Here is a 25,080-nt window from a genome sequence, read left to right on the forward strand (position 1 = left end):
GCACCGGGCAACGGGTGGAACAGGTCCTGTCAGGCGCAGGACGGGCAGAGCCCGCGGTAGGTGACCTCGGCCTCGGACACCGTGAATCCGAACCGTTCCTCCGCCGGGAGGTCGGCCAGCGGATCGCCGGTCGGGTCGACATCGCGAATGGTGCCGCAGTTCGAGCACACCAAGTGCTGGTGCGGATGGTGTGCGTTGGGGTCGTAGCGCTTGGCTCGGCCGTCGGTGGAGACCTCTATGACCTCGCCGAGGGAGACCAGCTCACCCAGGGTGTTGTAGACGGTCGCCCGGGAGATCTCGGGCAGCCGCTGTGCCGCGCGGGCGTGCACCTCGTCGGCCGTCAGGTGCACGTGGTCGCCGTCGAGGACCTCCGCAACGACACGCCGCTGGGAGGTCACCCGCCAGCCACGCCCTCGCAGTCGCTGCAGCAGGTCACTCATGTCGGTTCACCTATTCAGGCTCGGCGGGATACCCGAAGTTTACTGACAGATGTCCGGGTTCCGATTGGATACGGGTTCGGCGAGCTTCTTGACCTGGACTCTGTCCATCGTAGGATCGGTTCCGGCGATAGCCAAGGGGCAGGAGACTTCAGTACGGCAGGTCCACGCGCTCGGCCTGTGCCCCGACGACTGTTCCACCGCCTGCAGTTCCTGAGCACCGTGATCCGCCTAGTCCGGAAGGATTTCCATGGCCGAGAACCCCGATGCAATCGTCACCGACGCGAAGACGGAGGGCTCAGGCGGCTGCCCGGTCGCGCACGGGCGCGCCTCGCACCCGACTCAGGGCGGCGGAAACCGCCAGTGGTGGCCGGAGCGGCTCAACCTGAAGATCCTCGCCAAGAACCCCGCCGTGGCCAACCCCCTCGGCGAGGAGTTCGACTACGCCGAGGCGTTCAAGACCCTCGACCTCCCGGCGGTGAAGCGGGACATCGCGGAGGTGCTGACGACCTCGCAGGACTGGTGGCCCGCCGACTTCGGGCACTACGGCCCGTTCATGATCCGGATGGCGTGGCACAGCGCGGGCACCTACCGGATCAGCGACGGCCGCGGCGGTGCCGGGGCCGGCCAGCAGCGCTTCGCCCCCCTCAACAGCTGGCCGGACAACGGAAACCTGGACAAGGCCCGCCGCCTGCTGTGGCCGGTGAAGAAGAAGTACGGCCAGAACCTCTCATGGGCCGACCTCATGATTCTCGCCGGCAATGTCGCCCTGGAGTCGATGGGCTTCAAGACCTTCGGCTTCGGCGGCGGTCGTGCGGACGTCTGGGAGCCCGACGAGGACGTGTACTGGGGTCCCGAGACCACCTGGCTCGGCGACGAGCGCTACACCGGCGACCGTGAGCTCGAAAACCCCCTCGGCGCGGTCCAGATGGGCCTCATCTACGTCAACCCGGAGGGCCCGAACGGCAACCCGGACCCGCTCGCCGCGGCCCGCGACATCCGCGAGACGTTCCGCCGGATGGCGATGAACGACGAGGAGACCGTCGCCCTGATCGCGGGCGGCCACACCTTCGGCAAGACCCACGGCGCGGGCCCGGCGGATCACGTCGGCCCCGATCCCGAGGCCGCCTCGCTCGAGGAGCAGGGCCTCGGCTGGAGGAACTCCTTCGGCACCGGCAAGGGCGGGGACGCGATCACCAGCGGCCTTGAGGGCATCTGGACGAACACCCCGATCACCTGGGACAACAGCTTCTTCGAGATCCTCTTCGGCTACGAGTGGGAGCTGTTCAAGAGCCCCGCCGGCGCGCACCAGTGGCGGCCGAAGGACGGCGCCGGTGCGGGCACCGTCCCCGACGCCCACGACGCGTCGAAGAGCCACGCCCCGACGATGCTGACGACCGACCTCTCGCTCCGGTTCGACCCGGCCTACGAGCAGATCTCGCGGCGCTTCCTCGAGAACCCCGACGAGTTCGCGGACGCCTTCGCCCGCGCGTGGTTCAAGCTGACCCACCGTGACATGGGACCGATCGTGCGCTACCTCGGCCCGGAGGTCCCGGCCGAGACGCTGCTGTGGCAGGACCCCCTGCCCGCGGTGACGCACGCACTCGTCGACGCCGGGGACATCGCCTCGCTCAAGGGCCGGATCCTCGCCTCGGGTCTGTCGGTGTCCCAGCTCGTGTCCACCGCGTGGGCGTCGGCCTCGTACTTCCGCGGCAGCGACAAGCGCGGCGGCGCCAACGGTGCGCGCATCCGCCTCCAGCCGCAGAGCGGGTGGGAGGTCAACGACCCCGACCAGCTGGCGGCGGTGCTGCGCACCCTGGAGGGGATCCAGGAGGCCTTCAACGCCGCCCAGACCGGCGGCAAGCAGGTCTCGCTCGCCGACCTGATCGTGCTCGCCGGTGCCGCCGGCGTCGAGAAGGCCGCCAAGGACGCCGGCTTCGACGTCGAGGTCCCCTTCACTCCGGGCCGCGTGGACGCGTCGCAGGAGCAGACCGACGTGGAGTCGTTCGCCGCCCTCGAGCCGACCGCCGACGGGTTCCGCAACTACCTCGGCAAGGGCAACCGCCTGCCGGCCGAGTACCTGCTGCTCGACAAGGCGAACCTGCTGACCCTGAGCGCCCCCGAGCTGACGGTCCTCGTCGGTGGCCTCCGGGTCCTGGGCGCGAACCACCAGCAGTCGCCGCTCGGCGTCCTCACCACGGCCCCCGGTTCCCTGACCAACGACTTCTTCGTCAACCTGCTCGACCTGGGCACGACGTGGAAGGCGACGTCCGAGGACCAGAACACGTTCGAGGGCCGCGACGCCGCCACGGGCGAGGTCAAGTGGACCGGCAGCCGTGCCGACCTCGTCTTCGGGTCGAACTCCGAGCTGCGCGCGCTCGCGGAGGTCTACGCGAGCGATGACGCGAAGGAGAAGTTCGTGAACGACTTCGTCGCGGCGTGGGACAAGGTGATGAACCTCGACCGGTTCGACCTCGTCTGATCATGACGTCCGGGCCGGCCGGCCCGTGCCGGCCGGCCCGGACGTCCTCGGTCCGATGGCCCGACGCGGCACCAGGTACCGGCCGCAGCCCCGCTGTCACGCCGGGACGATGCCCATCGCCCGGGCGTTCGCCAGCCACGTCGGGAACTCGGACACGAGCCGGTCGTACAGTTCGGCGTCCCGCACCCGCCGCGGGTCCTCGCCCGCGTGGAAGAAGCCCGCGTTGTCGACGGGGCGCTTCGACGGCACGGCCAGTTCGTCCAGCTTGCGCAGGAACTCGAACTGCCGGCTGCCCGGGTCGCCGAAGCCGATGAACTGCCAGAACAGCGGCAGCTTCGCCGCCTTGCACAGATAGCGCTCCGCGGCGAGCTTGTTGATGGGCCCGCCGTCGGTCTGGAAGACGACGAGCGCGGGGGCCGTGGACCCGCTGTCCAGGTAGTGGTCGATGACCGCGTCCATCGCCAGGTGATAGCTGGTCTTGCCCATGTGGCCGAGCCCGGCGACGATCCGGTCGATCCGGTCGATCCGGCCCTCGTGGTCCGCGAGCGCGATCTCGGTCTCCGCGTCGACGTCCGTGGAGAAGAAGACGACCGGTACGCGCCCGTCGTCGTCGAGGTTGGCCGACAACCCGAGCACCCGGTCGGCGAGGGCCTGGACGCTGCCGTCCTTGTAGTACGGCTTCATCGAGCCGGAGTAGTCGACGACCAGATAGACCGCGGCGCGTTGGCCGCTCAGCCCGTGCTTCTCCAGCGAGGCACCCGCGCTCTTGTAGAGGCTCACGAGGGCCGGGGCGGTCTCCTCCATCTTCCGGAGGCTGATGCCCGCCATGGTGCGTCTCCGTTCCGCCGGGTGTTCGATTGCGCCAACACCGAGGAATGTACGGGAAGTCGAGCAGGTCGCACAGCCGCTGCCGAGCGACCTCCGTGCGCCCTTGACACCGCCGACCACCCTCAAGACCCTTGACCTTCTGTGAGCGACGGCGCCGAGGGGGACGAGCGATGCTGCAGCGGTTACTTGGCAGGGGTGGACCATCGCACGGCCAGTACGCATGGGCACTGGCGGGTCTCTGCCTTCTCGTGGTGATCTCCGTGATCGCCTACCAGAATCTCCGGAGCATCTTCAACCAGGAGAAGGACTTCGTCATCGGCACGCTCTTCTCGCTGGCCGGCTTCTGTTTCGCCAAGGCACTGACCCGGCCGCGCGGAGAGCATGCGCTGGAAATGCTGCGGGACACAGGGGCCTTCGAGCAGATCGCACTCGTCGACCGCAACATCAGGGCAGCCGCGGACCGGCTGGCCGGCTATCACGATCTGCAGTGCAGGGACCCGGAGTTCTACCGGAACATCGGGGTGCTGCGCGTCGCCCTCGACGACATCGACAAGTCCCTCACCAACATCGCCGACCTCCGCAAGGCACTCGACATCGACGCGGGCCAGGCCTATCCCGTGCCGCCGGAACTCAGGCTCGGTCTGCTCTCGGTGCGGCGCAACGTACACGAGGCACTGGTCCGGCGGGACCAGTCGTACGAGTGGCTGCGTGCGAGGGTCCCGCACGAGGACCAGGAGCCCTGGGACCTGTTCGCCGTCATGACGACCGACATCCAGAAGGCTTCGCTCACTCTGGAATCACTGCTCAGCAAGTACGTCGGATTCCCCCCGGCCGAGTACACCCGCAACGTCCTCAACTACCTCCGGGCGGCACAGCGCCGGGCCACCACGTTCCGGGAGGCGTCTCCCCAGACGCCGAGGATCTTCTCGGTGCTCGAGGAGGACATCGAACACGCGATCCGGGATCTGGAGCAGGTGGAACGGAAGCTCACCAACAGCGCCCCGGTCCCGGGCCCGGCCCCCGTGATCCTGCCCGCGCCGACACCCGAACCCGCGCCCGCAGGGCCGTAGAACATGCAGCGGCGCCTGCCCTTACGGTCCGGTCGGGGACGGGGCAGGCGCCGCATCAGTTCCGTACGCCGTTGTACGGGACGTGTGTGGGTGGGGCTCAGACCATCAGGGCACGGTCCGTCGGGCGGATCGGGGCGGGCAGTTCGCTCGCGCCCGTGAGGTAGCGGTCCACGCCGCGTGCCGCGGAGCGGCCCTCGGCGATGGCCCAGACGATCAGGGACTGGCCGCGGCCCGCGTCGCCGGCGACGAAGACGCCCTCTACGTTGGTCGCGAAGTCCCCGTCCCGCGCGACGTTGCCGCGCTCGTCCAGCTCCAGGCCGAACTGGGAGACGAGACCGTTCTGGACGTCCGTGCCGGTGAAGCCCATGGCGAGGGTGACGAGCTGGGCGGGGATCTTCCGCTCCGTGCCCGGCTTCTGCGTCAGCTTGCCGTCGACGAACTCGACCTCGATGAGGTGCAGGAACTGGACGTTGCCGTCCTCGTCGCCCTCGAAGTGGGTGGTGGAGACGGAGTAGACCCGCTCGCCGCCCTCCTCGTGCGCGGACGTGACCTTGTAGAGCATCGGGAACGTCGGCCAGGGCTGGTGGCCCGGGCGCTCGTCCGCCGGCCGGGGCATGATCTCCAGCTGGGTGACGGAGGCCGCGCCCTGGCGGTGGGCCGTGCCGACGCAGTCGGCGCCGGTGTCGCCGCCGCCGATGACGACGACGTGCTTGCCCTCGGCGGTGAGCGGCGGGGCCACGAAGTCGCCCTCGACGACCTTGTTGGCGAGCGGCAGGTACTCCATCGCCTGGTGGATGCCGTTCAGCTCACGGCCCGGCACAGGCAGGTCGCGGGCGGTCGTGGCGCCGGCCGCGAGGACGACGGCGTCGTACCGGCGGCGCAGCTTGGCCGCGTCGATGTCGCGGCCGATCTCCACGCCGGTGCGGAACTTGGTGCCCTCCGCTCGCATCTGCTCGATGCGGCGGTTGATGTGCCGCTTCTCCATCTTGAACTCGGGGATGCCGTAGCGCAGCAGTCCGCCGATGCGGTCGGCGCGCTCGTAGACGGCGACCGTGTGGCCCGCCCGGGTCAGCTGCTGGGCGGCGGCGAGACCCGCGGGGCCCGAGCCGATGACCGCGACGGTCTTGCCGGACAGTCGCTCCGGCGGCTGCGGCTTGACGTCGTTGGCGTCCCACGCCTTGTCGATGATGGAGACTTCGACGTTCTTGATGGTGACGGCGGGCTGGTTGATGCCGAGGACGCACGCCGCCTCGCACGGGGCGGGGCAGAGCCGGCCGGTGAACTCCGGGAAGTTGTTGGTGGCGTGCAGCCGCTCGCTCGCGGCCTGCCAGTCCTCGCGGTAGGCGTAGTCGTTCCACTCGGGGATCAGGTTCCCCAGCGGACAGCCGTTGTGGCAGAACGGGATGCCGCAGTCCATGCAGCGCCCGGCCTGCTTGCTGATGATCGGCAGCAGGGAGCCGGGGACGTAGACCTCGTTCCAGTCCTTGACTCGATCGCCCACCGGGCGGGTCTTGGCGACCTCGCGCCCGGTGGTCAGGAAGCCCTTCGGGTCAGCCATTGGTCGCCGCCTCCATCATCTTCTCGGTGGTCTCCTGCTCGGAGAGACCGGCGAGCTCAGCGGCGTCCTTGGCGGCGAGCACTGCCTTGTACGTGGTCGGGATGATCTTGCTGAAGCGGTTCACGGCCGTGGACCAGTCCGCGAGGAGCTTCTCGGCGACGGTGGAGCCCGTCTCCTCCTGGTGGCGGCGCACCACGTCGTGCAGCCACTGCTTGTCCGTGTCGTCCAGGGCCTCGACGGCGTTCACGTTGCCGACGTTGACGTTGTCCTCGTCGAGGTCGATGACGTACGCGATGCCGCCGGACATGCCGGCCGCGAAGTTGCGTCCCGTCTCGCCGAGAACGACGGCGTGGCCGCCGGTCATGTACTCGCAGCCGTGGTCGCCCACGCCTTCGGAGACCACCAGCGCGCCGGAGTTGCGGACGCAGAAGCGCTCGCCGGTGCGGCCGCGCAGGAACAGTTCGCCGCCGGTGGCCCCGTAGGCGATGGTGTTGCCCGCGATGGTCGAGTACTCGGCCAGGTGGTCGGCGGCGCGGTCCGGGCGGACGACGACGCGGCCGCCGGAGAGTCCCTTGGCGACGTAGTCGTTGGCGTCGCCCTCCAGGCGCAGCGTCACACCGCGCGGCAGGAAGGCGCCGAAGGACTGGCCGGCCGAGCCGGTGAAGGTGATGTCGATGGTGTCGTCGGGCAGGCCCGCACCGCCGAACTTCTTGGTCACCTCGTGGCCGAGCATCGTGCCCACGGTCCGGTTGATGTTGCGGATCGCGACCTGGGCGCGGACCGGCTGGGCCTCCTCGGCGGAGGGCGCGGCGAGCGCGTCCGCGGCCAGCTCGATCAGCTCGTTGTCCAGGGCCTTCGCCAGACCGTGGTCCTGCTCGACGAGCTGGTGGCGTGCGGCACCGTCGGGCAGCTCGGGAACGTGGAAGAGGGGCTCGAGGTCGAGGCCCTGCGCCTTCCAGTGGTTCACGGCCCGGGTGGTGTCGAGCAGCTCGGCGTGGCCGACGGCCTCCTCCAGCGTGCGGAAGCCCAGCTCGGCGAGGAGCTCGCGGACCTCTTCGGCGATGAACCGGAAGAAGTTCACGACGAACTCGGCCTTGCCGGAGAACCGCTCCCGCAGGACCGGGTTCTGGGTGGCGATACCGACCGGGCAGGTGTCCAGGTGGCAGACACGCATCATGACGCAGCCGGAGACGACGAGCGGCGCGGTCGCGAAACCGAACTCCTCGGCGCCGAGCAGCGCGGCGATGACGACGTCACGGCCGGTCTTCAGCTGGCCGTCGGTCTGCACGACGATCCGGTCGCGCAGGCCGTTGAGCAGCAGCGTCTGCTGGGTCTCGGCGAGGCCGAGCTCCCAGGGGCCGCCCGCGTGCTTCAGCGACGTGAGCGGGGACGCGCCCGTACCACCGTCGTGGCCGGAGATGAGGACCACGTCGGCGTGCGCCTTGGAGACACCCGCGGCGACCGTGCCGACACCGACCTCGGACACCAGCTTCACGTGGATGCGGGCGGCCGGGTTGGCGTTCTTGAGGTCGTGGATCAGCTGGGCCAGGTCCTCGATGGAGTAGATGTCGTGGTGCGGCGGCGGGGAGATCAGACCGACACCGGGCGTGCTGTGCCGGGTCTTGGCGATCCACGGGTAGACCTTCTGGCCGGGCAGCTGGCCGCCCTCGCCGGGCTTGGCGCCCTGGGCCATCTTGATCTGGATGTCGTCCGCGTTGACCAGGTACTCGGACGTGACGCCGAAGCGGCCGGAGGCCACCTGCTTGATCGACGAACGCCGCGCCGGGTCGTACAGGCGCTCCGGGTCCTCGCCGCCCTCACCGGTGTTGGACTTGCCGCCCAGCTGGTTCATGGCGACGGCGAGGGTCTCGTGCGCCTCCTTGGAGATGGAGCCGTACGACATGGCGCCCGTGGAGAAGCGCTTGACGATCTCGGAGACCGGCTCGACCTCGTCGATGGAGATCGGCTCGCGGTCGCTCTTGAAGCCGAACATGCCGCGCAGCGTCATGAGCCGCTCGGACTGCTCGTTCACGCGCTCCGTGTACTTCTTGAAGATGTCGTACCGCTTGGAGCGCGTGGCGTGCTGCAGCCGGAAGACGGTCTCCGGGTCGAAGAGGTGCGGCTCGCCCTCGCGGCGCCACTGGTACTCGCCGCCGATGTCCAGCGCACGGTGCGCCGGGGCGATGCCGCTGGCCGGGTACGCCTTGGCGTGCCGGGCGGCGACCTCCTTGGCGATGACGTCGAGGCCGGCGCCGCCGATCTTCGTCGCCGTGCCGTCGAAGTACTTGTCGACGAAGGCCTCGTCGAGACCGACGGCCTCGAAGACCTGGGCGCCGCGGTAGGAGGCGACGGTCGAGATGCCCATCTTGGACATGACCTTCAGGACGCCCTTGCCGAGGGCGTAGATCAGGTTGCGGATGGCCTGCTCGGGCTCGATGCCCTCGATGAACGTACCGGCGCGCAGGAGGTCCTCGACGGACTCCATCGCCAGGTACGGGTTGACGGCGGCGGCGCCGTAGCCGATGAGCAGCGCGACGTGGTGCACCTCGCGGACGTCACCGGCCTCGACCAGCAGGCCCACGTGGGTGCGCTGCTTGGTGCGGATGAGGTGGTGGTGCACGGCGGCGGTGAGCAGCAGCGACGGGATGGGGGCGTGCTCGGCGTCGGAGTGCCGGTCGGAGAGCACGATCAGCCGGGCGCCGCTCTCGATCGCCTCGTCGGCCTCGGCGCAGATCTCGTCGATGCGGGCGGCCAGCGCGTCGCCGCCGCCGGAGACCCGGTAGAGACCGGACAGGGTCACGGCCTTCATGCCGGGCATGTCGCCGTCGGCGTTGATGTGGATGAGCTTGGCCAGCTCGTCGTTGTCGATCACCGGGAAGGGCAGGGTGACGCTGCGGCACGACGCGGCGGTCGGCTCCAGCAGGTTGCCCTGGGGGCCGAGGGACGAGCGCAGCGAGGTGACGAGCTCCTCGCGGATGGCGTCCAGCGGCGGGTTGGTGACCTGCGCGAACAGCTGGGTGAAGTAGTCGAAGAGCAGCCGCGGGCGCTCGGAGAGGGCCGCGATCGGCGAGTCCGTGCCCATGGAGCCGATCGGCTCGGCGCCGGCCCGGGCCATCGGGGCGAGCAGGACGCGCAGCTCCTCCTCGGTGTAGCCGAAGGTCTGCTGGCGGCGGGTGACCGAGGCGTGGGTGTGGACGATGTGCTCGCGCTCGGGGAGGTCCTCGAGCTCGATCTCACCGGTCTCCAGCCAGTCCTGGTAGGGGTGCTCCGCGGCCAGGGCGGCCTTGATCTCGTCGTCCTCGATGATGCGGTGCTCGGCCGTGTCGACGAGGAACATCTTGCCGGGCTGGAGGCGGCCCTTGCGGACGACCTTGGCCGGGTCGATGTCGAGGACGCCGACCTCGGAGGAGAGGACGACGAGGCCCTCGTCGGTGACCCAGTAGCGGCCGGGACGCAGCCCGTTGCGGTCGAGGACGGCGCCGACCTGGGTGCCGTCGGTGAAGGTGACGCAGGCCGGGCCGTCCCAGGGCTCCATCATCGTGGAGTGGTACTGGTAGAAGGCGCGCCGGGCCGGGTCCATGGAGTCGTGGTTCTCCCACGCCTCGGGGACCATCATCAGGACGCTGTGCGGCAGCGAGCGGCCGCCGAGGTGGAGCAGCTCCAGGACCTCGTCGAAGGAGGCGGAGTCGGAGGCGTCCGGCGTACAGACCGGGAAGATCCGCTCCAGCCTGTCGCTCCCGCTGCGTCCATTGTCGGCAGAGCCGAACGCGTCCGAGGCGAGCTGGGACTCGCGGGCGCGCATCCAGTTGCGGTTGCCCTTGACCGTGTTGATCTCGCCGTTGTGCGCGACGAAGCGGTACGGGTGGGCGAGCGGCCAGCTCGGGAAGGTGTTCGTGGAGAACCGGGAGTGGACGAGCGCGACGGCGGTGGCGAAGCGGCGGTCGGACAGGTCGGGGAAGAAGGGCTCCAGCTGTCCGGTGGTCAGCATGCCCTTGTAGACGATGGTGCGCGCGGAGAGCGACGGGAAGTACACCCCGGCCTCGCGCTCGGCGCGCTTGCGCAGCACGAACGCCTTGCGGTCGAGGGCGATGCCCGTGCTCTCGCCGTCCGCGACGAACAGCTGGCGGAAGGCCGGCATCGTCGAGCGGGCGGTGGCGCCGAGCAGGTCGGGGGCGACGGGGACCTCGCGCCAGCCGAGGACGGTCAGACCTTCCTCGGCGGCGATCGTCTCGATCCGTGAGACGCCCTCGTCCTGGGTGTCCACGGGCAGGAAGGCGATGCCGACGGCGTACGAACCGGCCTCGGGGAGCGCGAATCCGGTGGCCTCGCGCAGGAACGCGTCCGGGACCTGGAGGAGGATTCCGGCGCCGTCGCCCGAGTCGGGCTCCGAGCCGGTGGCGCCGCGGTGCTCCAGGTTGCGCAGAACGGTCAACGCCTGCTCGACCAGCTCATGGCTGGCTACACCGGTGAGGGTGGCCACGAACCCGACACCGCAGGCGTCGTGTTCGTTACGGGGGTCGTACATCCCCTGGGGGGCGGGGCGACCGTCCATGGGCGACCAGGCGTACGAACGCATCGGCTCTCCCGTCGTCGTCGTGGCATGTGGTGGTGCCGAGGGACGACGTTGGCCCTCCGCTGAAATTTCGTGCAGGTTACATGATGGAGTGCTTCTCGGGAAGCGGATAGTCCATTCCAACATGCGGACACCGCGATCTCGGGTCTCGTTACGGCGCAGGTGGGGACGGGTGCGGACAGATCGGCGTCCGTGATCCCGGATGCAGAGCAGGCTTCATTGCCCACAGCGCTTACGGCTCATGCCCGGTCGTTAAGGACTCGAAACCGTGAGGTAACGGCTACTTATGTGGAGCCATGCATAGTGTCTCACCGGGTGCCGGGTTTCGGCACCCGGGTGTACGTCACAGGGTACTGGCCGCCGGGCCGGACCGTCAGGACCGAAGTCCCGCGCGGGCCCGCGGCGGGGCCCGGTCCGACGCCATGACCAGGGCAGCAGCGGTCCCGGCCCGGAATCAGACGGCCGCTCCGACGAGGGCCCCGATCCCGTACGTCACCGCGGCAGCGGTCCCGCCCAGCACGAGCTGCCGCAGACCGCTGAACCACCAGCTACGGGCGGTGACCTTGGCGACGAGCGCGCCGCAGCCGAAGAGCCCGACGAGCGCGAGCAGGACGGCGGGCCACAGGGCGGTGGCACCGAGGAGATACGGCAGCACGGGCAGCAGGGCGCCCAGCGCGAAGGAGGCGAACGACGAGACGGCGGCGACGGCAGGCGACGGCAGGTCGTCCGGGTCGATGCCGAGCTCCTCGCGGGCGTGGATCTCCAGCGCCTGCTCGGGGTCCCGGGACAGCTGCATGGCCACCTCACGGGCGAGCGCGGGCTCGACGCCACGCGCCACGTACAGCGCGGCCAGCTCCTCCATCTCGTCGACCGGGTGCTTGCGCAACTCGCGACGCTCGATGTCCAGTTCCGCCTGGACCAGTTCGCGCTGCGAGGCCACCGAGGTGTACTCGCCCGCGGCCATCGAGCAGGCACCGGCCGCGAGCCCCGCGAGCCCGGTGATGATGATGGTCTGCTGGGACACGGCGCCGCCCGCGACACCGGTCATCAGGGCGAGGTTGGAGACCAGTCCGTCCATCGCGCCGAACACCGCGGGACGCAGCCAGCCGCCGTTCACATCGCGGTGCGTGTGATTGTCGCGGTGCGCCTCGTGAAGTGTCGCTTCGGTTTCGATGATGGACACAGCTCTCCCCTTGTGACCGGTTGCCCCCAGGGCGGGTTCGTCGGTACGTCCCGCGCCCACTCAACACCTCGAAAGTACGCGCGATGTAAGGGGCTCGCCAGCAAGGCAGGCTTTACTTACCTGCGGTCAGCCGAGTGACACGCGGCCCTTGGGCAGCGCGCGGCGCACCCCGCGTGGCAGAGATCCAGGACAGGCTCGATGCCGCACGAAGGGGTGACGCGTTGGAGTGGATTGCATGCGATCGGGCTCGCGGCGCACTGCTCGGACTGGCTGTCGGCGATGCGCTGGGGGCGCCCGCGGAGAACATGCGGCCGTCCGAGATCCGGCGCCGGTGGGGCCGGATCGAAGGCTTCGTGACGGACAGCCCCGCGGGTACGGACGACACGGAGTACGCGATCTTCTCCGGGCTGCTGCTCGCCCGGCACGGCTCGGCACTGACCGTCTCACACGTCGAGAAGGCGTGGCACCACTGGATCGCGGACCTCGACGAGGGGCCGTTCCGGGGCGCGGGCTTCAGCGAGCGGGGCACCCTGGAGAACCTCCGCCGCGGCCTGGCGGCCCCGATCACGGCCCAGCACCGGCACGCCTGGAGCGACGGTCTCGCGATGCGCGCGGCGCCCTTCGGCGTCTTCGCGGCGGGCGACCCCGCCGAGGCCGCGCGGCTGGTCGCCATCGACGGCTGCGTCAGCCACGACGGCGAGGGCATCTACGGCGGCCAGGCGGTGGCGGCGGGGGTCGCGGCGGCCGTGGCGGGCGAGGGCCCGGCCGGGATCATCGGAGCGGCGCTGTCGGTCGTGCCGATGGACTCCTGGACCGCGCGCTCCATGCGGCGGGCGGTCGTGGCGGCGGAGCGTGCCGAGCCCGAGCCCCTGGCCCGCGAACGTACGGTCCGGTCCGCCGTGGTCATCGGCGGCTACCCGTGGACGGACCTCGCCCCCGAGGCCGTCGGCCTGGCCTTCGGCGCCTTCGCGGCGGCCCGCGGCGACTTCCGTACGTCCGTCCTGACCGCGGTCAACATGGGCCGCGACGCCGACACCACCGCGGCGGTCGCCGGCGCCCTCGCCGGGGCCATGTCCGGCGCCTCCGCCATCCCCGCGGACTGGGCCGCGGCCATCGGCCCGGTCCGCGGCAGCTGCCTCCCGTCCATGCGCGGCTACCACGTCCTGGACATCGCCGACCTCCTCACACCCGACGACGACACCGAGGCCCTCTCATGCCCCCCGGCCCGCTAGACCCCACGCCGCAACCCACCCAGGGGCCCCCGGAGTCGCCTCCGGACCTCGCCCCCGACACACCCGATGCGTCCGAGACCCCCGATCCCCCCGACACGCTCCTGGCCCCGGACGGCGGCAGCCCCCGCGAAGAGGCCGCGCCCGCCACCGCGCCGGAGGCACCGCGGGCCCACCACGACCGCGATCGTGACCGCGACCCCGTCGACACCGAGACCGGCACCGGTACGTGGGCCGTAACCGGAACCGGCACTCGTATCGAAGGCCTGCTCCTCGGGCTCGCCGCAGGGGACGCCGCCGGCTGGCCCGCGGCCCGGCACCGGGCCAGCCGGATGCCGGAGTGGACCCGGCGCCTCACCCGCGAGCTCGACACCTTCGCCGAGCAGAACGCCACGACCACCCTCCCCGTCCCCATCGCCCTCAACCAGGCCCCCGAGCCCCTCCGACTCGGCCCGTCCGACGACGCCGAGTGGGCCGCGTTCGCCGCCGAGACCGTGCTCACCGCCGCCGGTGAGCACTTCCACGGTCTGGATCTCGGCCGCCGGATGCGCGCCGCGGTGGACCTCGCCTGGAACTCCCTCGCCGGCAATGTCGCCGCGGCCGCCGCCCGCGCCCCCGAGGTCGAGTCCGCCGTACTCCCCCTCCGCGCCCGTATCTCCGTACGCGCCGGACTCGGCAACCTCGCCACCGGCCTGCGCCCGCCCGCCACCGGCCACGACAACCCGCACTACTTCGACGACGCCGCCTGCATCCGCGCCGTGGTCCTCGCCGTCGTCCATCCGGGGAATCCGCGAGCCGCCGCCGAACTCGCCGAGTTCGACGCCCGCTACACCCAGGACGGCGACGGCGTCCACGGCGCCCGCGCCATGGCGGCGGCCGTCGCCGAGGCGCTCGGCGGCGCGCCCGTCGGCATCGCCGTCGACGCCGCCCTCGCCCAGCTCCCCGAGGCCACCGAGATCGGACGCAACGCCCGGCACGCCGTCAAGCTCGCCCGCGACGCCGACGACGCGTTCTCCCTCGTCCCCCTCCTGGAGCACCAGATCGTCGACCACGTCTACAGCTACGGCATCGCCGCGGCCGAGACCGTCCCCGTCGCCCTCGCCCTCGCCATCGCCGCCCGCGGCGAGGTCGCCGGCGCGATCCCCGCCGCCGCCTGTCTGTCCCGCGTCGCCGACTCCGCGCCCGCCCTCGCCGGGGCGCTGACCGGCGCGCTCGGCGGCGGCGCGGCGGTGCCCGCCGCGTGGCGGGACGCCTGCAGGACCCTTGCCGGCTGCGCCCTCCCCCGCCTCGCCGGCACCGATCTCGTGGAACTCGCCGGACTCCTCGCCGACACGCTGCGGCCACCCGGGGCACTGCCCGCGTGACCCGACCGGTCGAACCCGTCGCCGTCAGCCCCGTCGGCCCCGTCGGACACCATGTCCCGCACGCGAATTCCCGGACACGAATCCCCGGGTCGGCATTCCCCGCCCGCGACCACCCCGGGTGGACAATTCCGGCATGACACTCTCAGCGCTCCCGACGGTCACGACACTCGACGACCGGATCACGGGCTCCCTCGTCGGCGCGGCCGTCGGCGACGCCCTCGGCGGCCCGGTCGAGGGCTACACCCCTGAGCAGATCGTGGAACGCCACGGCGGCCGTGTCCGGGGCATCGTCGGCCCCTGGCACGGCGACGACTGGCGCACCGCCCGCCCCATCGCGCCGTACCACAAGGGCGACGGGCACGTCACCGACGACACCCTGATGACGCACGCGCTGGTCCGCGTGTACGCGACCGTGCGCGACCACCTCGACGCCTATGCGATCGCCGACCACCTCGTCCCCGACCTCGTCTCCAACCCCCGCTGGATCCCTGAGCTGGAGGCCGAGGCCCTCCCCCTCCAGCGGATCTTCCTTGCCGAGAAGTGGCTCGTCGCCCGCCTCCACTACGGTCACGTCGACCCGCGCGAGGCCGGCACCGGAAACATCGTGAACTGCGGTGCCGCGATGTACATGGCGCCCGTCGGACTGGTCAACGCCGCCAACCCGGCCGCCGCGTACGCCGAGGCCCTGGACGTCGCGGGCGCCCACCAGTCCTCGTACGGCCGCGAGGCGGCGGGCGTGTTCGCGGCGGCGGTCGCCGCGGCCTGCGCTCCCGGCGCGACGCCTGCCGGCGTCGTCGACGCCTGTCTCTCCCTCGCCAAGGACGGCACCCGCTCGGCGATCGAGGCGGTGGCCGAAGTCGCGGCCCGTCACAGCGACTTCGAGCCGGCCCTCGCGCCGCTGCGCGCGGCGGTCGCTCCCTTCGACACGGTCGGGCCCGACTACCGTGCGCCGTCCCTCGCGGCCCGCCGCCCGTCCCGGCTCCACGCCATCGAGGAACTCCCGATCGCCCTCGGCATGCTGCTCGTCGGCGAGGGCGACTACCGCCGTACGGTGCTCGGCTCCGTCAACTACGGCCGCGACTGCGACTCGATCGCCACGATGTCCGGCGCGATCGCGGGCGCGCTGTACGGCGAGGAGCCGGTCCCGCCCGACTGGGTCAAGACCGTGGCCGAGGCCAGCCGCCTCGACCTGCACGCCCCGGCGCGGACGCTGACGGAAGTCGCGTACGAGCTCTTCGCCCGCGACACCGAGCGCCGCCGCACCCACGAATCGGCCTTCGCCCGTCTGACGGAAGCCCTGACGGAAACCCGATGAACCTCCGCCTCACCTGGGTCCAGCCCGAGGACCTCGTCGGCCACGAACTGCGCCAGGCCGCGGAGGACGGCCGCGACGCATCGGCCGTCGCCCGGCGCTGGCAGGCGGCGGGTGGCTCCTCCGCCCCGCCATCGGCGGGGGCGTCGGACACCCCCGCGCCCCCTCACCTCCGCGCCCTCGCCCTCCGCCTGCTGGACGAACTGGCCGCCCTCCCTTCCCCATCGGCGCCGTACGAGCCGACGGACCTGCCGTCCATCAAGGCCACCTGCCCCGACTGGCCGGACACGCCGGGGCCGGATGCGGCTCACCTCGACCGCCTCCACGCCGCCTGGCTCGGCCGCGCCGCCGGGTGTCTGCTCGGAAAGCCCGTCGAAAAGCTCCCCCTCCACGCCATCCGCGCCCTCGCCCGCGCCACCGGCAACTGGCCGCTCACCACCTGGTTCACCGCCAAGGGCGTCCCCCCGGAGCTGCTCGCCGCCCACCCCTGGAACCGCCGCTCCGCCACCACCTCCCTGGCCGAGAACATCGACGGCATGCCCGAGGACGACGACCTCAACTACCCCCTCCTCAACCTGCTCCTCCTCCAGCGGTACGGGCCCGGCTTCGACACGGCCGACGTCGCCCGGCTCTGGCTCGACGAACTTCCCGCCGGCCGCACGTTCACCGCCGAGCGCGTCGCCTTCCGCAACCTGCTCGCCGGTCTCGAGCCGCCGCTCACCGCCGTCCACCACAACCCGTTCCGTGAGTGGATCGGCGCCGCCATCCGCGCCGACGTGCACGGATGGACGCACCCCGGCGACCCGGCCGCGGCCGCCGCGCAGGCGCACCGGGACGCGACGCTCACGCACACCGCCAACGGGGTGTACGGCGCGATGTTCGCCGCCGCCGCCCTCGCCGAAGCGGCGGCCGGCACTGCGGACGTCCACCGGTGCCTGCGCACCGGCCTCCGCGTCGTCCCGCCCCGCTCGCGCCTCGCCGAAGCCGTCCGCTCCGGCATCGAGACGGCCACCGCCCACGGCGACTTCGACGATGTCGTGGACCGCCTGCACGCCGCCTACGGCAGCTACCACTGGGTTCACGTCATCCCGAACACCGCGCTCCTCGCCGCAGCCCTCACCCATGCCGACGGCGACTTCACCGGCTCCGTCTGCCGTGCCGTGTCCGGCGGCTGGGACACCGACTCCACCGGAGCCACCGCCGGATCCCTCGCCGGGCTGCTCGCCGGGCACCCGGACCGGCTGCCCGAGCGGTGGACCGCGCCGCTCAAGAACCGGCTCGCCACCACCGTCGCCGGCTTCGACGGCACCGGCTTCGACTCCCTCGCCCGCCTCACGCTCGCGCAAACCGCCCGCCCTCGGACCACACCCGCTCGGACCACGCCCGCTCAGACCACGCCCGCTCAGACCACACTCCGGGAGGACCTCCGCCCATGACCGGCATCGTGGTGCTCGGCAGCACCAACATGGACCTCGTCGCCTACGTCGCGAAGGCCCCTCGGCGCGGAGAGACCGTCACGGGACGCGAGTTCCGTACGGTCCCCGGCGGCAAGGGCGCCAACCAGGCAGTCGCAGCCGCCCGGGCCGGCGGCGCCGTGTCGATGATCGGCGCCGTCGGCACGGACGACTTCGGCGTACGCCTGCGGGCCACGCTCGACGGCTCCGGCGTCGACACCGATCTGCTGCGCACGGCCGAGGGCCCGTCCGGCACGGCGCACATCGTCGTCGACGACGAGGGCGGCAACGCGATCGTCGTGGTCCCCGGCGCCAACGGCACCGTCGACCACCTCGCCCCCGGCGACGAGGCCCTCATCGCCACCGCCGACGCTCTCCTCCTTCAGCTCGAACTCCCCCTGGACGGCGTGATCGCCGGCGCCCAGGCCGCCCGGCGCCACGGTGTACGCACCGTCCTCACCCCGGCGCCCGTGCAGCCGTTGCCGCCCGAACTGCTGGCCGCCACCGATCTGCTGGTGCCGAACGAGCACGAGGCCGCCGCCCTCGCCGGCATCGCCGACCCGCACGCCGCCGCCGAGGTGCTGCTCCGCCAGGTGCCGGAGGTGGTGATCACCCTCGGCGCGGCGGGCAGCCTCTACGCCGCCCGCGGCGCCGAGCCCGTCACCGTGCCCGCCCCCCTTGTCCGCGCCGTCGACACGACCGCCGCGGGCGACACCTTCGTCGGCGCCCTCGCCGTGGCCGTCGCCGAGGGCAGGCCGATGCCCGCCGCGATGGCCTGGGCCTCGGCCGCCGCCGCGCTCTCCGTCCAGCGTCCCGGTGCCTCGTCCTCCATGCCGTACCGCCCGGAGATCGACGAGGCGGCGGACGCCGCCCACAGTCCGGTCAACCACTGAGTACCCCCCGCCGGAGCCTCGCAAGGAGCTTGGAGCCCCCATGCACGACCCCGACGCCGACGGTGTCGCCGCCCACCACCCCACCGCAAGCAGCGGTGACGCCGGAGACGGTCCGCTGGCCGGGCTGCGCGTCCTCGATCTGGCCACGCTGTTCGCCGGGCCGCTCGCCGCGACGATGCTCGGCGACTTCGGCGCCGACGTCATCAAGGTCGAACACCCCCGCACACCCGACCCGTCACGCGGGCACGGCCCGGCCAAGGACGGCATCGGTCTCTGGTGGAAGCTGCTCGGCCGCAACAAGCGCACCATCACGCTCAACCTGTCCACGCCCGGCGGCCGGGAGACCCTCCTCAGTCTCGCCGCCACCGCCGATGTCGTCATCGAGAACTTCCGCCCCGGCACCCTGGAGAAGTGGCGGCTCGGCTGGGAGGAGCTGAGCGCCGCCAACCCCGGCCTCGTCCTCGCCCGGGTCACCGGCTTCGGTCAGTTCGGCCCGTACTGCCACCGCCCGGGCTTCGGCACGCTCGCCGAGGCGATGAGCGGCTTCGCCGCCATCACCGGCGAACCCGACGGTCCGCCCACGCTGCCTCCCTTCGGACTCGCCGACTCCATCGCCGCACTCGCCACCTCCTACGCCGTGATGACCGCGCTGACCGCCCGGGCCGCGTCCGGCCGCGGCCAGGTCGTCGACATGGCCATCATCGAACCGATCCTCACCGTCCTCGGCCCGCAGCCCATCTGGTACGACCAGCTCGGCTACGTCCAGCCGCGCTGCGGCAACCGCTCCCGCAACAACGCCCCCCGCAACACCTACCGGGCGGCCGACGGGGCCTGGCTCGCCGTCTCCACGTCCGCCCAGTCCGTCGCCGAACGCGTCATGCGGCTCGTCGGCCGACCGGAGCTGACGGGCGAGCCCTGGTTCGCCACGGGCAGCGGGCGGGCCGAGCACGCCGACGAACTCGACGAGGCGGTGGGCGCGTGGATCGCCCGGCACACGCGCGACGAGGTTCTCGACGCGTTCGAGAAGGCGGAGGCGGCGATCGCGCCCGTCTACGACATCCGCGACGTCATGGCCGATCCCCAGTACCGCGCGCTGGACAGCGTCACCGAGGTCCCCGACCCGGAGCTCGGGCCGATCCGTATGCAGAACATCCTCTTCCGCCTTTCCGAGACTCCCGGGGGGATTCGCTGGGCGGGCCGGCCGCACGGCGCGGACACCGATGCGGTGCTGGGCGAACTCGGGCTCACGCCCGCCCGGATCTCCGAGCTCCGCAGCGAAGGCGCCCTGTGACCGCCCCGTCGGACACCACTCCTGGCGACACTCCCGAGACCACCCCGCTCACCTGGCTGTACGCCCCCGGGGACCATCCCGACGTCGTGCACAAGGCGCTCTCCTGCGGGGCCGACATCGTGATCGTCGATCTCGAGGACGCGGTTCCGCCCGACCGCAAGGAGTACGCCCTCGCGGCGACCGCCGAACTGCTCGCCTCGCCCCAGCCGGTGCCCGTCCATGTCCGGATCCACGCAGAGCACGACATCGAGGCGCTGGCGGGACTTCCCGGCCTGTCCGCACTGCGTATCCCCAAGGTGGCACACGCCACTGACATCCTTGGTCCGGCGTCGCTCGCCCCGGGGACGGACCTGTACGCGCTGCTGGAGTCGGCGTCCGGCGTCGAGCACGCGTACGCCATCGCGACCGCCGACCCCGCGGTCCGCGGGATCGCCCTCGGCGAGGCGGACCTCCGCGCCGACCTGGGGGTACGCGACGACCGTGGCCTCGACTGGCCGCGCAGCCGCATCGTGGTCGCGGCCCGCGCGGCCGGGCTAGCACCGCCGCCGCAGTCGGTATTCCCCGACATCCGCGACCTCGACGGTCTCGCGGAGTCCTGCGCCCACGGCCGGGCCGTCGGCTTCTTCGGCCGGGCGGCGATCCACCCCCGTCAGCTGCCAGTCATCGAGCGGGCGTACTTCCCCAGCCCCGAGGAGGTCGAGGCGGCCGAGGAGATCGTCAAGGCGGCCGAGACGGACGCGGGCGCGCTGGCCCTCCCGGACGGCCGCTTCGTCGACGCGGCGGTGGTCGCCACGGCCCACCGCACCCTCTCCCTGGCACGCCGCGGCGAGTGACCCATGGCCCCGTCCGATGTCCACGACCGCCTCGGCGCGCGGGCGGCATCGGTCCCGGCGGCCGTCCGCCGCCGTCCCCCGGCAGGGAGGCACACGGCGGGGGCGCCCACGGCGCGGACGCACGAGGCCGCCCGACCATCGTGGTCGGGCGGCCTCGTGCGGAGCGTGAGCGGTGAGTGGTGCGGTCAGCTCGTGTGGGCGGATCCGGAGTCCGCCGCGTTGCCGTCGGGGGCCTTGTCCAGATCCAGCGGGACGGCGTCGGCCGCGGGCTCGGGCCTGGCGTCCGTGGATGCCGCGTCCGCAGGTGCGTCGGCGTCGGGCTTCGGGGGCTCGACGACCTCTTCGCGGCCCGGGCGCAGCCGCGCCGAGATCACGATGTACGCCACGGCGAGGACGCCGACCACGATCGCGGTCCAGACGTTCAGCCGCAGGCCCAGGACGTGGTGGGCCTCGTCGACGCGCATGTACTCGATCCAGCCGCGGCCGGCGCAGTACGCGGCGACGTACAGCGCGAAGGCCCGCCCGTGGCCGAGCCTGAAGCGGCGGTCGGCCCAGATGACCAGGAGCGCGACGCCGACGCACCACAGCGACTCGTAGAGGAACGTCGGGTGGTACAGGCCCGCCTCGCGGTTCACGCCCTCGCTGATCTTGAGGGCCCAGGGCAGATCCGTCGGCCTGCCGTACAGCTCCTGGTTGAACCAGTTGCCCCAGCGGCCGATCGCCTGAGCGAAGGCGATACCGGGCGCGATGGCGTCGGCGTACGCGGGCAGCGGGATGCCCCGCCGGCGGCAGCCGATCCAGGCGCCGACCGCGCCGAGGGCGATCGCGCCCCAGATGCCGAGGCCGCCCTCCCAGATCTTGAACGCGTCGACCCAGTTCTCACCCTCGCTGAAGTACAGCTGGTAGTCGGTGATCACGTGGTACAGCCGGCCGCCGACGAGGCCGAACGGCACCGCCCAGACGGCGATGTCGGCCACCGTGCCGGCTTTGCCGCCGCGGGCGATCCAGCGCTTGTTGCCGTACCAGACGGCGACGAAGACGCCGATGATGATGCAGAAGGCATAGCCGCGCAGCGGAACCGGTCCGAGGTTGATCACACCGGTCGACGGGCTGGGAATGTAGGCAAGGTCCATGGCAGGTCCGACGCTACCCTGCCGGACGGGACGCGTCGCAACCCACCCGGCAACGTCTGCATAACGAGCAGCCGAATGACAGAGCCGCCGGAGGCCGCACCGGGGCTCGGCGGCCACCCCGGCACGCCACGCCGAAGCCGGCCCGGGCACCCCGGCCGAATCCGGGTCCCGTCAGGCCGGGCCAGGGGAGGCCGGTCCCACCGGTCCGGCCTCCCCGATCACGCCGGTCGCGTCCTCACGAACCCGCAGGGCTCGGCTGCGCCGTCCCCGGCTTCTTGCCGGCGTTCGCCTCGGCGACCCACTTCTTCAGGTTCTCCGGGGTGATCTGCTCCCCGTCCCTCTGGGGGAACGCCGCCTTCCCGTTCAGCAGCACCGTCGGCGTACCGCTGAAGCTGCCGTCGCGGAAGGCCTGTGCCGACTTCTTCACCCAGCTGTCGTGCCTGCCTTCCTCCACACAGCTGCGGAACGCGGGCGTGTCCAGCCCCTCGACCTTCCCGGCCAGCGCGATGAGCCGGTTGGTGTCGGCGAAGCCGTCCTCGGTCTCCGGCGGCTGGTTCTGGTACAGCACGTCGTGGTACTGCACGAACTTTCCGGCATCCTGGGCGCACGCCGCCGCGTTCGCCGCGCGCAGGGAGCCGGTGCCTCCCATGTTCCCGTCGATGAGCGTCGCGAGGTGGTACTCGACCTTGAGCTGTCCGGAGTCCGTCAGCTCGTGGATCGTGTCCCGGAACCCGTTCTCGAACTGGGCGCACGCCGGGCAGCGGAAGTCCTCCCAGACCGTGAGCGTGGACGGCGCGTCGCTCGCGCCGGCCGGGAGCGCGAGCTGCTCCTCGCCCTCGGCGCCGCTGGGCGCGACGACCGGCCCGGCCTCGGAGCCGTCGTCCTTGCCGCTGTTGGCCGCGATCACGCCGATGACCGCGGCCAGTCCCAGCACGCCGACCACGGCCGCGGACACGATCAGCAGGCGCCGTCGCTTCTCACGCGCCTTCTCCAGCTCACGCTCTTGCAGGAGCCGCTCTCGCGCGGCCCGTCTTCCGTCACGGTTCTTCTCGCTCACGCCCACAGCAACGAACCGGGGAGGCGCCTATGCGCCTCCCCGGCCCGAGGTCCACCCGGACGGGTGAGCCGGTCCGATCAGATCCCTGCGCGGATCCGGAGCGCGCCGGTGTCGTCAGCGCTTGCGGACGCCTTCGGCCAGCTCGCCCGCGAGCACGCGCACCGCCGCGATCCCCGCCGCGTGGTCGTCCGCGTCGAGCATCCGCTTGACGAAGGCCGAGCCCACGATCACGCCGTCGGCGAAGCCGGCGACCTCGGCGGCCTGCCCGGCGTCGGAGACGCCGAGGCCGACACAGACGGGCAGTTCGGTCGTGGCACGGGTGCGCCGGACCAGGTCGTGGGCCTGGGCGCCGACGGACTCCCGGGTGCCGGTGACACCCATCAGCGAGGCGGCGTAGACGAAACCGGAGCCCGCCGCCGTGATCTCGGCGAGCCGCTGGTCCTTGCTGCTCGGGGCGACCACGAAGACCGTGGCGAGCCCGTGCTTCTCGGCGTGCTCGCGCCACACCGCGGACTCCTGGACCGGCAGGTCGGGCAGGATGCAGCCCGCGCCGCCCGCCTCGGCCAGCTCGGCGGTGAAGCGCTCGATGCCGTAGCGGTCGATGGGGTTCCAGTACGTCATCACGAGCACGGGCTTGCCCGTGGCCGTGTGGGCCTCGCGGACCGTGCGCATGACGTCCGCGATCCTGACCCCGCCGCGCAGGGCGATGTCGTCGGCGGTCTGGATGACGGGGCCGTCGAGCACCGGGTCGCTGTGCGGCAGGCCGACCTCGACGACGTCCGCGCCGCCGTCGAAGACCGCCTTGATCGCCTCGATGCCGCCGTCGACGGTCGGGAAGCCGGCCGGGAGGTACGCGATCAGCGCCGCCCGGTTCTCGGCCTTGGCCTGCGCCAGGGTGTCGCTCAGCAGCTGACGCTTTCCACCGGAGAATGCAGCCCCGCTCACTTGGCGTCCCCCTCGATCTCGGCGACCTCTCCGGCCGCGTCCGCCGCCACGGTGGCCGCGGCCTTCTCGTCGTACAGCCCGAAGTAGCGGGCGGCGGTGTCCATGTCCTTGTCACCGCGGCCGGACAGGTTGACCAGGATCAGCCCGTCCTTGCCGAGCTCCTTGCCGAGCTCCAGGGCTCCGGCGAGCGCGTGCGCGGACTCGATCGCCGGGATGATGCCTTCCGTGCGGGACAGGAGCCGCAGGGCCTGCATCGCGGCGTCGTCGGTGACGGCCCGGTACTCGCCTCGTCCGCTGTCCTTGAGGTACGAGTGCTCCGGCCCGATGCCCGGGTAGTCGAGCCCCGCCGAGATCGAGTACGGCTCGGTGATCTGGCCCTCGTCGTCCTGGAGGACGTAGGAGCGCGAGCCGTGCAGGATCCCGGGCTCACCCGCGGTCAGCGTGGCCGCGTGCTCGCCGCTCTCGACACCGTGGCCGGCGGGCTCGCAGCCCACCAGCCGTACGTCCGCGTCCGGGATGAAGGCGTGGAAGAGGCCGATGGCGTTGGAACCGCCGCCGACACAGGCAACCGCAGCGTCGGGGAGCCGGCCCGCGCGCTCCAGGATCTGGCGGCGGGCCTCGACGCCGATGACGCGATGGAAGTCGCGGACCATGGCCGGGAAGGGGTGCGGGCCCGCGACCGTGCCGAAGAGATAGTGGGTGTGGTCGACATTGGCGACCCAGTCGCGGAACGCCTCGTTGATCGCGTCCTTGAGGGTGCGGCTGCCGGACTTCACCGGGACGACCTCGGCGCCGAGCATGCGCATCCGGGCGACGTTCAGCGCCTGGCGCTGGGTGTCGATCTCGCCCATGTAGATGGTGCAGTCGAGGCCGAAGAGCGCGCAGGCGGTCGCGGTGGCGACGCCGTGCTGGCCCGCGCCGGTCTCGGCGATGACGCGGGTCTTGCCCATGCGCCTGGTGAGCAGGGCCTGCCCCAGCACGTTGTTGATCTTGTGGGAGCCGGTGTGGTTGAGGTCCTCACGCTTGAGGAACACCCGCGCGCCACCGGCGTGCTCGGCGAAGCGGGGAACCTCGGTCAGGGCGCTGGGCCGGCCGGTGTAGTGGACGAGCAGTTCGTCGAGCTCGGCGGCGAAGGCCGGGTCGGCCTTGGCCTTGTCGTACTCGACGGCCACTTCGTCGACCGCGGCGACGAGGGCCTCGGGGATGAACTTGCCGCCGAAGGCGCCGAAGTAGCCCGCGGCGTCGGGCACCAGACCCTCGGGGTCGGGAATGAAGTAATCGCTGGGCATGCCAGAACTCCTCAAGAGCGATCAGCTGAAGAGAAATGAGAGTGACGTCGGGTCGCTGAGCGGAGCTCCGCAACCGCGCCACCCCCCCCTCTCTTCTCCCCCCCCCCCCACCCCCCAAACACTCCCCAACCTGGGGGGGGGGGTTTTTT

At 71.9% G+C, this 25,080-nt stretch carries 18 protein-coding genes; 9 read left to right on the top strand and 9 right to left on the bottom strand.

Going from position 1 to position 25,080, the window contains the following annotated elements:
- Window positions 1-29 precede the first annotated feature (29 nt).
- Window positions 30-440 (bottom strand): Fur family transcriptional regulator, encoded by a 411-nt coding sequence (locus ACFV9O_RS03290; RefSeq protein ID WP_385411557.1) that lies wholly within the window; start codon window positions 438-440, stop codon window positions 30-32.
- A gap of 247 nt (window positions 441-687) precedes the next feature.
- Between ACFV9O_RS03290 and katG the strand changes: the two genes are divergently transcribed.
- Complete coding sequence (gene katG / locus ACFV9O_RS03295; RefSeq protein WP_385411559.1) at window positions 688-2,919, top strand: catalase/peroxidase HPI; 2,232 nt, start codon at window positions 688-690, stop codon at window positions 2,917-2,919.
- Between the two features lie 96 nt (window positions 2,920-3,015).
- Here katG and ACFV9O_RS03300 read toward each other — a convergent pair whose 3' ends face one another.
- Complete coding sequence (locus tag ACFV9O_RS03300; protein WP_385411560.1) at window positions 3,016-3,747, bottom strand: vWA domain-containing protein; 732 nt, start codon at window positions 3,745-3,747, stop codon at window positions 3,016-3,018.
- Between the two features lie 260 nt (window positions 3,748-4,007).
- Between ACFV9O_RS03300 and ACFV9O_RS03305 the strand changes: the two genes are divergently transcribed.
- Window positions 4,008-4,817: a hypothetical protein gene (locus ACFV9O_RS03305; protein ID WP_385411563.1), complete on the top strand. Its 810-nt coding sequence runs from the start codon at window positions 4,008-4,010 to the stop codon at window positions 4,815-4,817.
- Between the two features lie 97 nt (window positions 4,818-4,914).
- Here ACFV9O_RS03305 and ACFV9O_RS03310 read toward each other — a convergent pair whose 3' ends face one another.
- The 3 genes from ACFV9O_RS03310 to ACFV9O_RS03320 form a co-directional block, all read right to left on the bottom strand.
- Window positions 4,915-6,375: a glutamate synthase subunit beta gene (locus ACFV9O_RS03310; RefSeq protein WP_385411565.1), complete on the bottom strand. Its 1,461-nt coding sequence runs from the start codon at window positions 6,373-6,375 to the stop codon at window positions 4,915-4,917.
- Window positions 6,368-10,951 (bottom strand): glutamate synthase large subunit, encoded by a 4,584-nt coding sequence (gltB, locus tag ACFV9O_RS03315; protein WP_385411567.1) that lies wholly within the window; start codon window positions 10,949-10,951, stop codon window positions 6,368-6,370. The genes ACFV9O_RS03310 and gltB overlap by 8 nt, the downstream gene beginning before the upstream one ends.
- Window positions 10,952-11,402: 451 nt before the next feature.
- Complete coding sequence (locus ACFV9O_RS03320; RefSeq protein WP_385411570.1) at window positions 11,403-12,131, bottom strand: VIT1/CCC1 transporter family protein; 729 nt, start codon at window positions 12,129-12,131, stop codon at window positions 11,403-11,405.
- Between the two features lie 221 nt (window positions 12,132-12,352).
- On the opposite strand from ACFV9O_RS03320, the gene ACFV9O_RS03325 reads away from it, so the two are divergent.
- The 7 genes from ACFV9O_RS03325 to ACFV9O_RS03355 all read left to right on the top strand — a co-directional run bounded on the left by ACFV9O_RS03325 (window position 12,353) and on the right by ACFV9O_RS03355 (window position 20,507).
- Window positions 12,353-13,363 (top strand): ADP-ribosylglycohydrolase family protein, encoded by a 1,011-nt coding sequence (locus ACFV9O_RS03325; RefSeq protein ID WP_385411572.1) that lies wholly within the window; start codon window positions 12,353-12,355, stop codon window positions 13,361-13,363.
- Entirely contained in the window at window positions 13,345-14,724 is a 1,380-nt protein-coding gene (locus tag ACFV9O_RS03330) for an ADP-ribosylglycohydrolase family protein (protein WP_385411575.1), read from the top strand. The genes ACFV9O_RS03325 and ACFV9O_RS03330 overlap by 19 nt, the downstream gene beginning before the upstream one ends.
- Before the next feature lie 133 nt (window positions 14,725-14,857).
- Window positions 14,858-16,039 (top strand): ADP-ribosylglycohydrolase family protein, encoded by a 1,182-nt coding sequence (locus ACFV9O_RS03335; protein WP_385411578.1) that lies wholly within the window; start codon window positions 14,858-14,860, stop codon window positions 16,037-16,039.
- Window positions 16,036-17,472, top strand: coding sequence for an ADP-ribosylglycohydrolase family protein (locus tag ACFV9O_RS03340; protein ID WP_385411581.1), 1,437 nt, complete (start codon window positions 16,036-16,038; stop codon window positions 17,470-17,472). The genes ACFV9O_RS03335 and ACFV9O_RS03340 overlap by 4 nt, the downstream gene beginning before the upstream one ends.
- Window positions 17,469-18,383, top strand: coding sequence for a ribokinase (gene rbsK / locus ACFV9O_RS03345; protein WP_385411583.1), 915 nt, complete (start codon window positions 17,469-17,471; stop codon window positions 18,381-18,383). The genes ACFV9O_RS03340 and rbsK overlap by 4 nt, the downstream gene beginning before the upstream one ends.
- A 40-nt stretch (window positions 18,384-18,423) precedes the next feature.
- Window positions 18,424-19,674 (top strand): CaiB/BaiF CoA transferase family protein, encoded by a 1,251-nt coding sequence (locus ACFV9O_RS03350; RefSeq protein WP_385411585.1) that lies wholly within the window; start codon window positions 18,424-18,426, stop codon window positions 19,672-19,674.
- Window positions 19,671-20,507, top strand: a complete 837-nt coding sequence (locus ACFV9O_RS03355; protein WP_385411587.1) for an HpcH/HpaI aldolase/citrate lyase family protein — start codon at window positions 19,671-19,673, stop codon at window positions 20,505-20,507. The genes ACFV9O_RS03350 and ACFV9O_RS03355 overlap by 4 nt, the downstream gene beginning before the upstream one ends.
- 185 nt (window positions 20,508-20,692) lie before the next feature.
- Here the strand turns inward: ACFV9O_RS03355 and lgt are convergent, their stop codons facing one another.
- The 4 genes from lgt to trpB all read right to left on the bottom strand — a co-directional run bounded on the left by lgt (window position 20,693) and on the right by trpB (window position 24,931).
- Entirely contained in the window at window positions 20,693-21,640 is a 948-nt protein-coding gene (lgt, locus tag ACFV9O_RS03360; protein WP_385411590.1) for a prolipoprotein diacylglyceryl transferase, read from the bottom strand.
- 235 nt (window positions 21,641-21,875) lie between these two features.
- A complete protein-coding gene (locus tag ACFV9O_RS03365; RefSeq protein WP_385411592.1) occupies window positions 21,876-22,697 on the bottom strand; it encodes a DsbA family protein in 822 nt (273 codons plus the stop codon).
- A gap of 114 nt (window positions 22,698-22,811) precedes the next feature.
- On the bottom strand, window positions 22,812-23,642 hold the full coding sequence (gene trpA, locus ACFV9O_RS03370; RefSeq protein WP_385411594.1) for a tryptophan synthase subunit alpha: 831 nt from the start codon (window positions 23,640-23,642) through the stop codon (window positions 22,812-22,814).
- On the bottom strand, window positions 23,639-24,931 hold the full coding sequence (trpB, locus tag ACFV9O_RS03375; protein ID WP_385411598.1) for a tryptophan synthase subunit beta: 1,293 nt from the start codon (window positions 24,929-24,931) through the stop codon (window positions 23,639-23,641). Before trpB ends, trpA begins: the two co-directional genes overlap by 4 nt.
- Window positions 24,932-25,080 lie beyond the last annotated feature (149 nt).

It is taken from the genome of Streptomyces sp. NPDC059909, from assembly GCF_042730885.1.
Classification (GTDB): domain Bacteria; phylum Actinomycetota; class Actinomycetes; order Streptomycetales; family Streptomycetaceae; genus Streptomyces.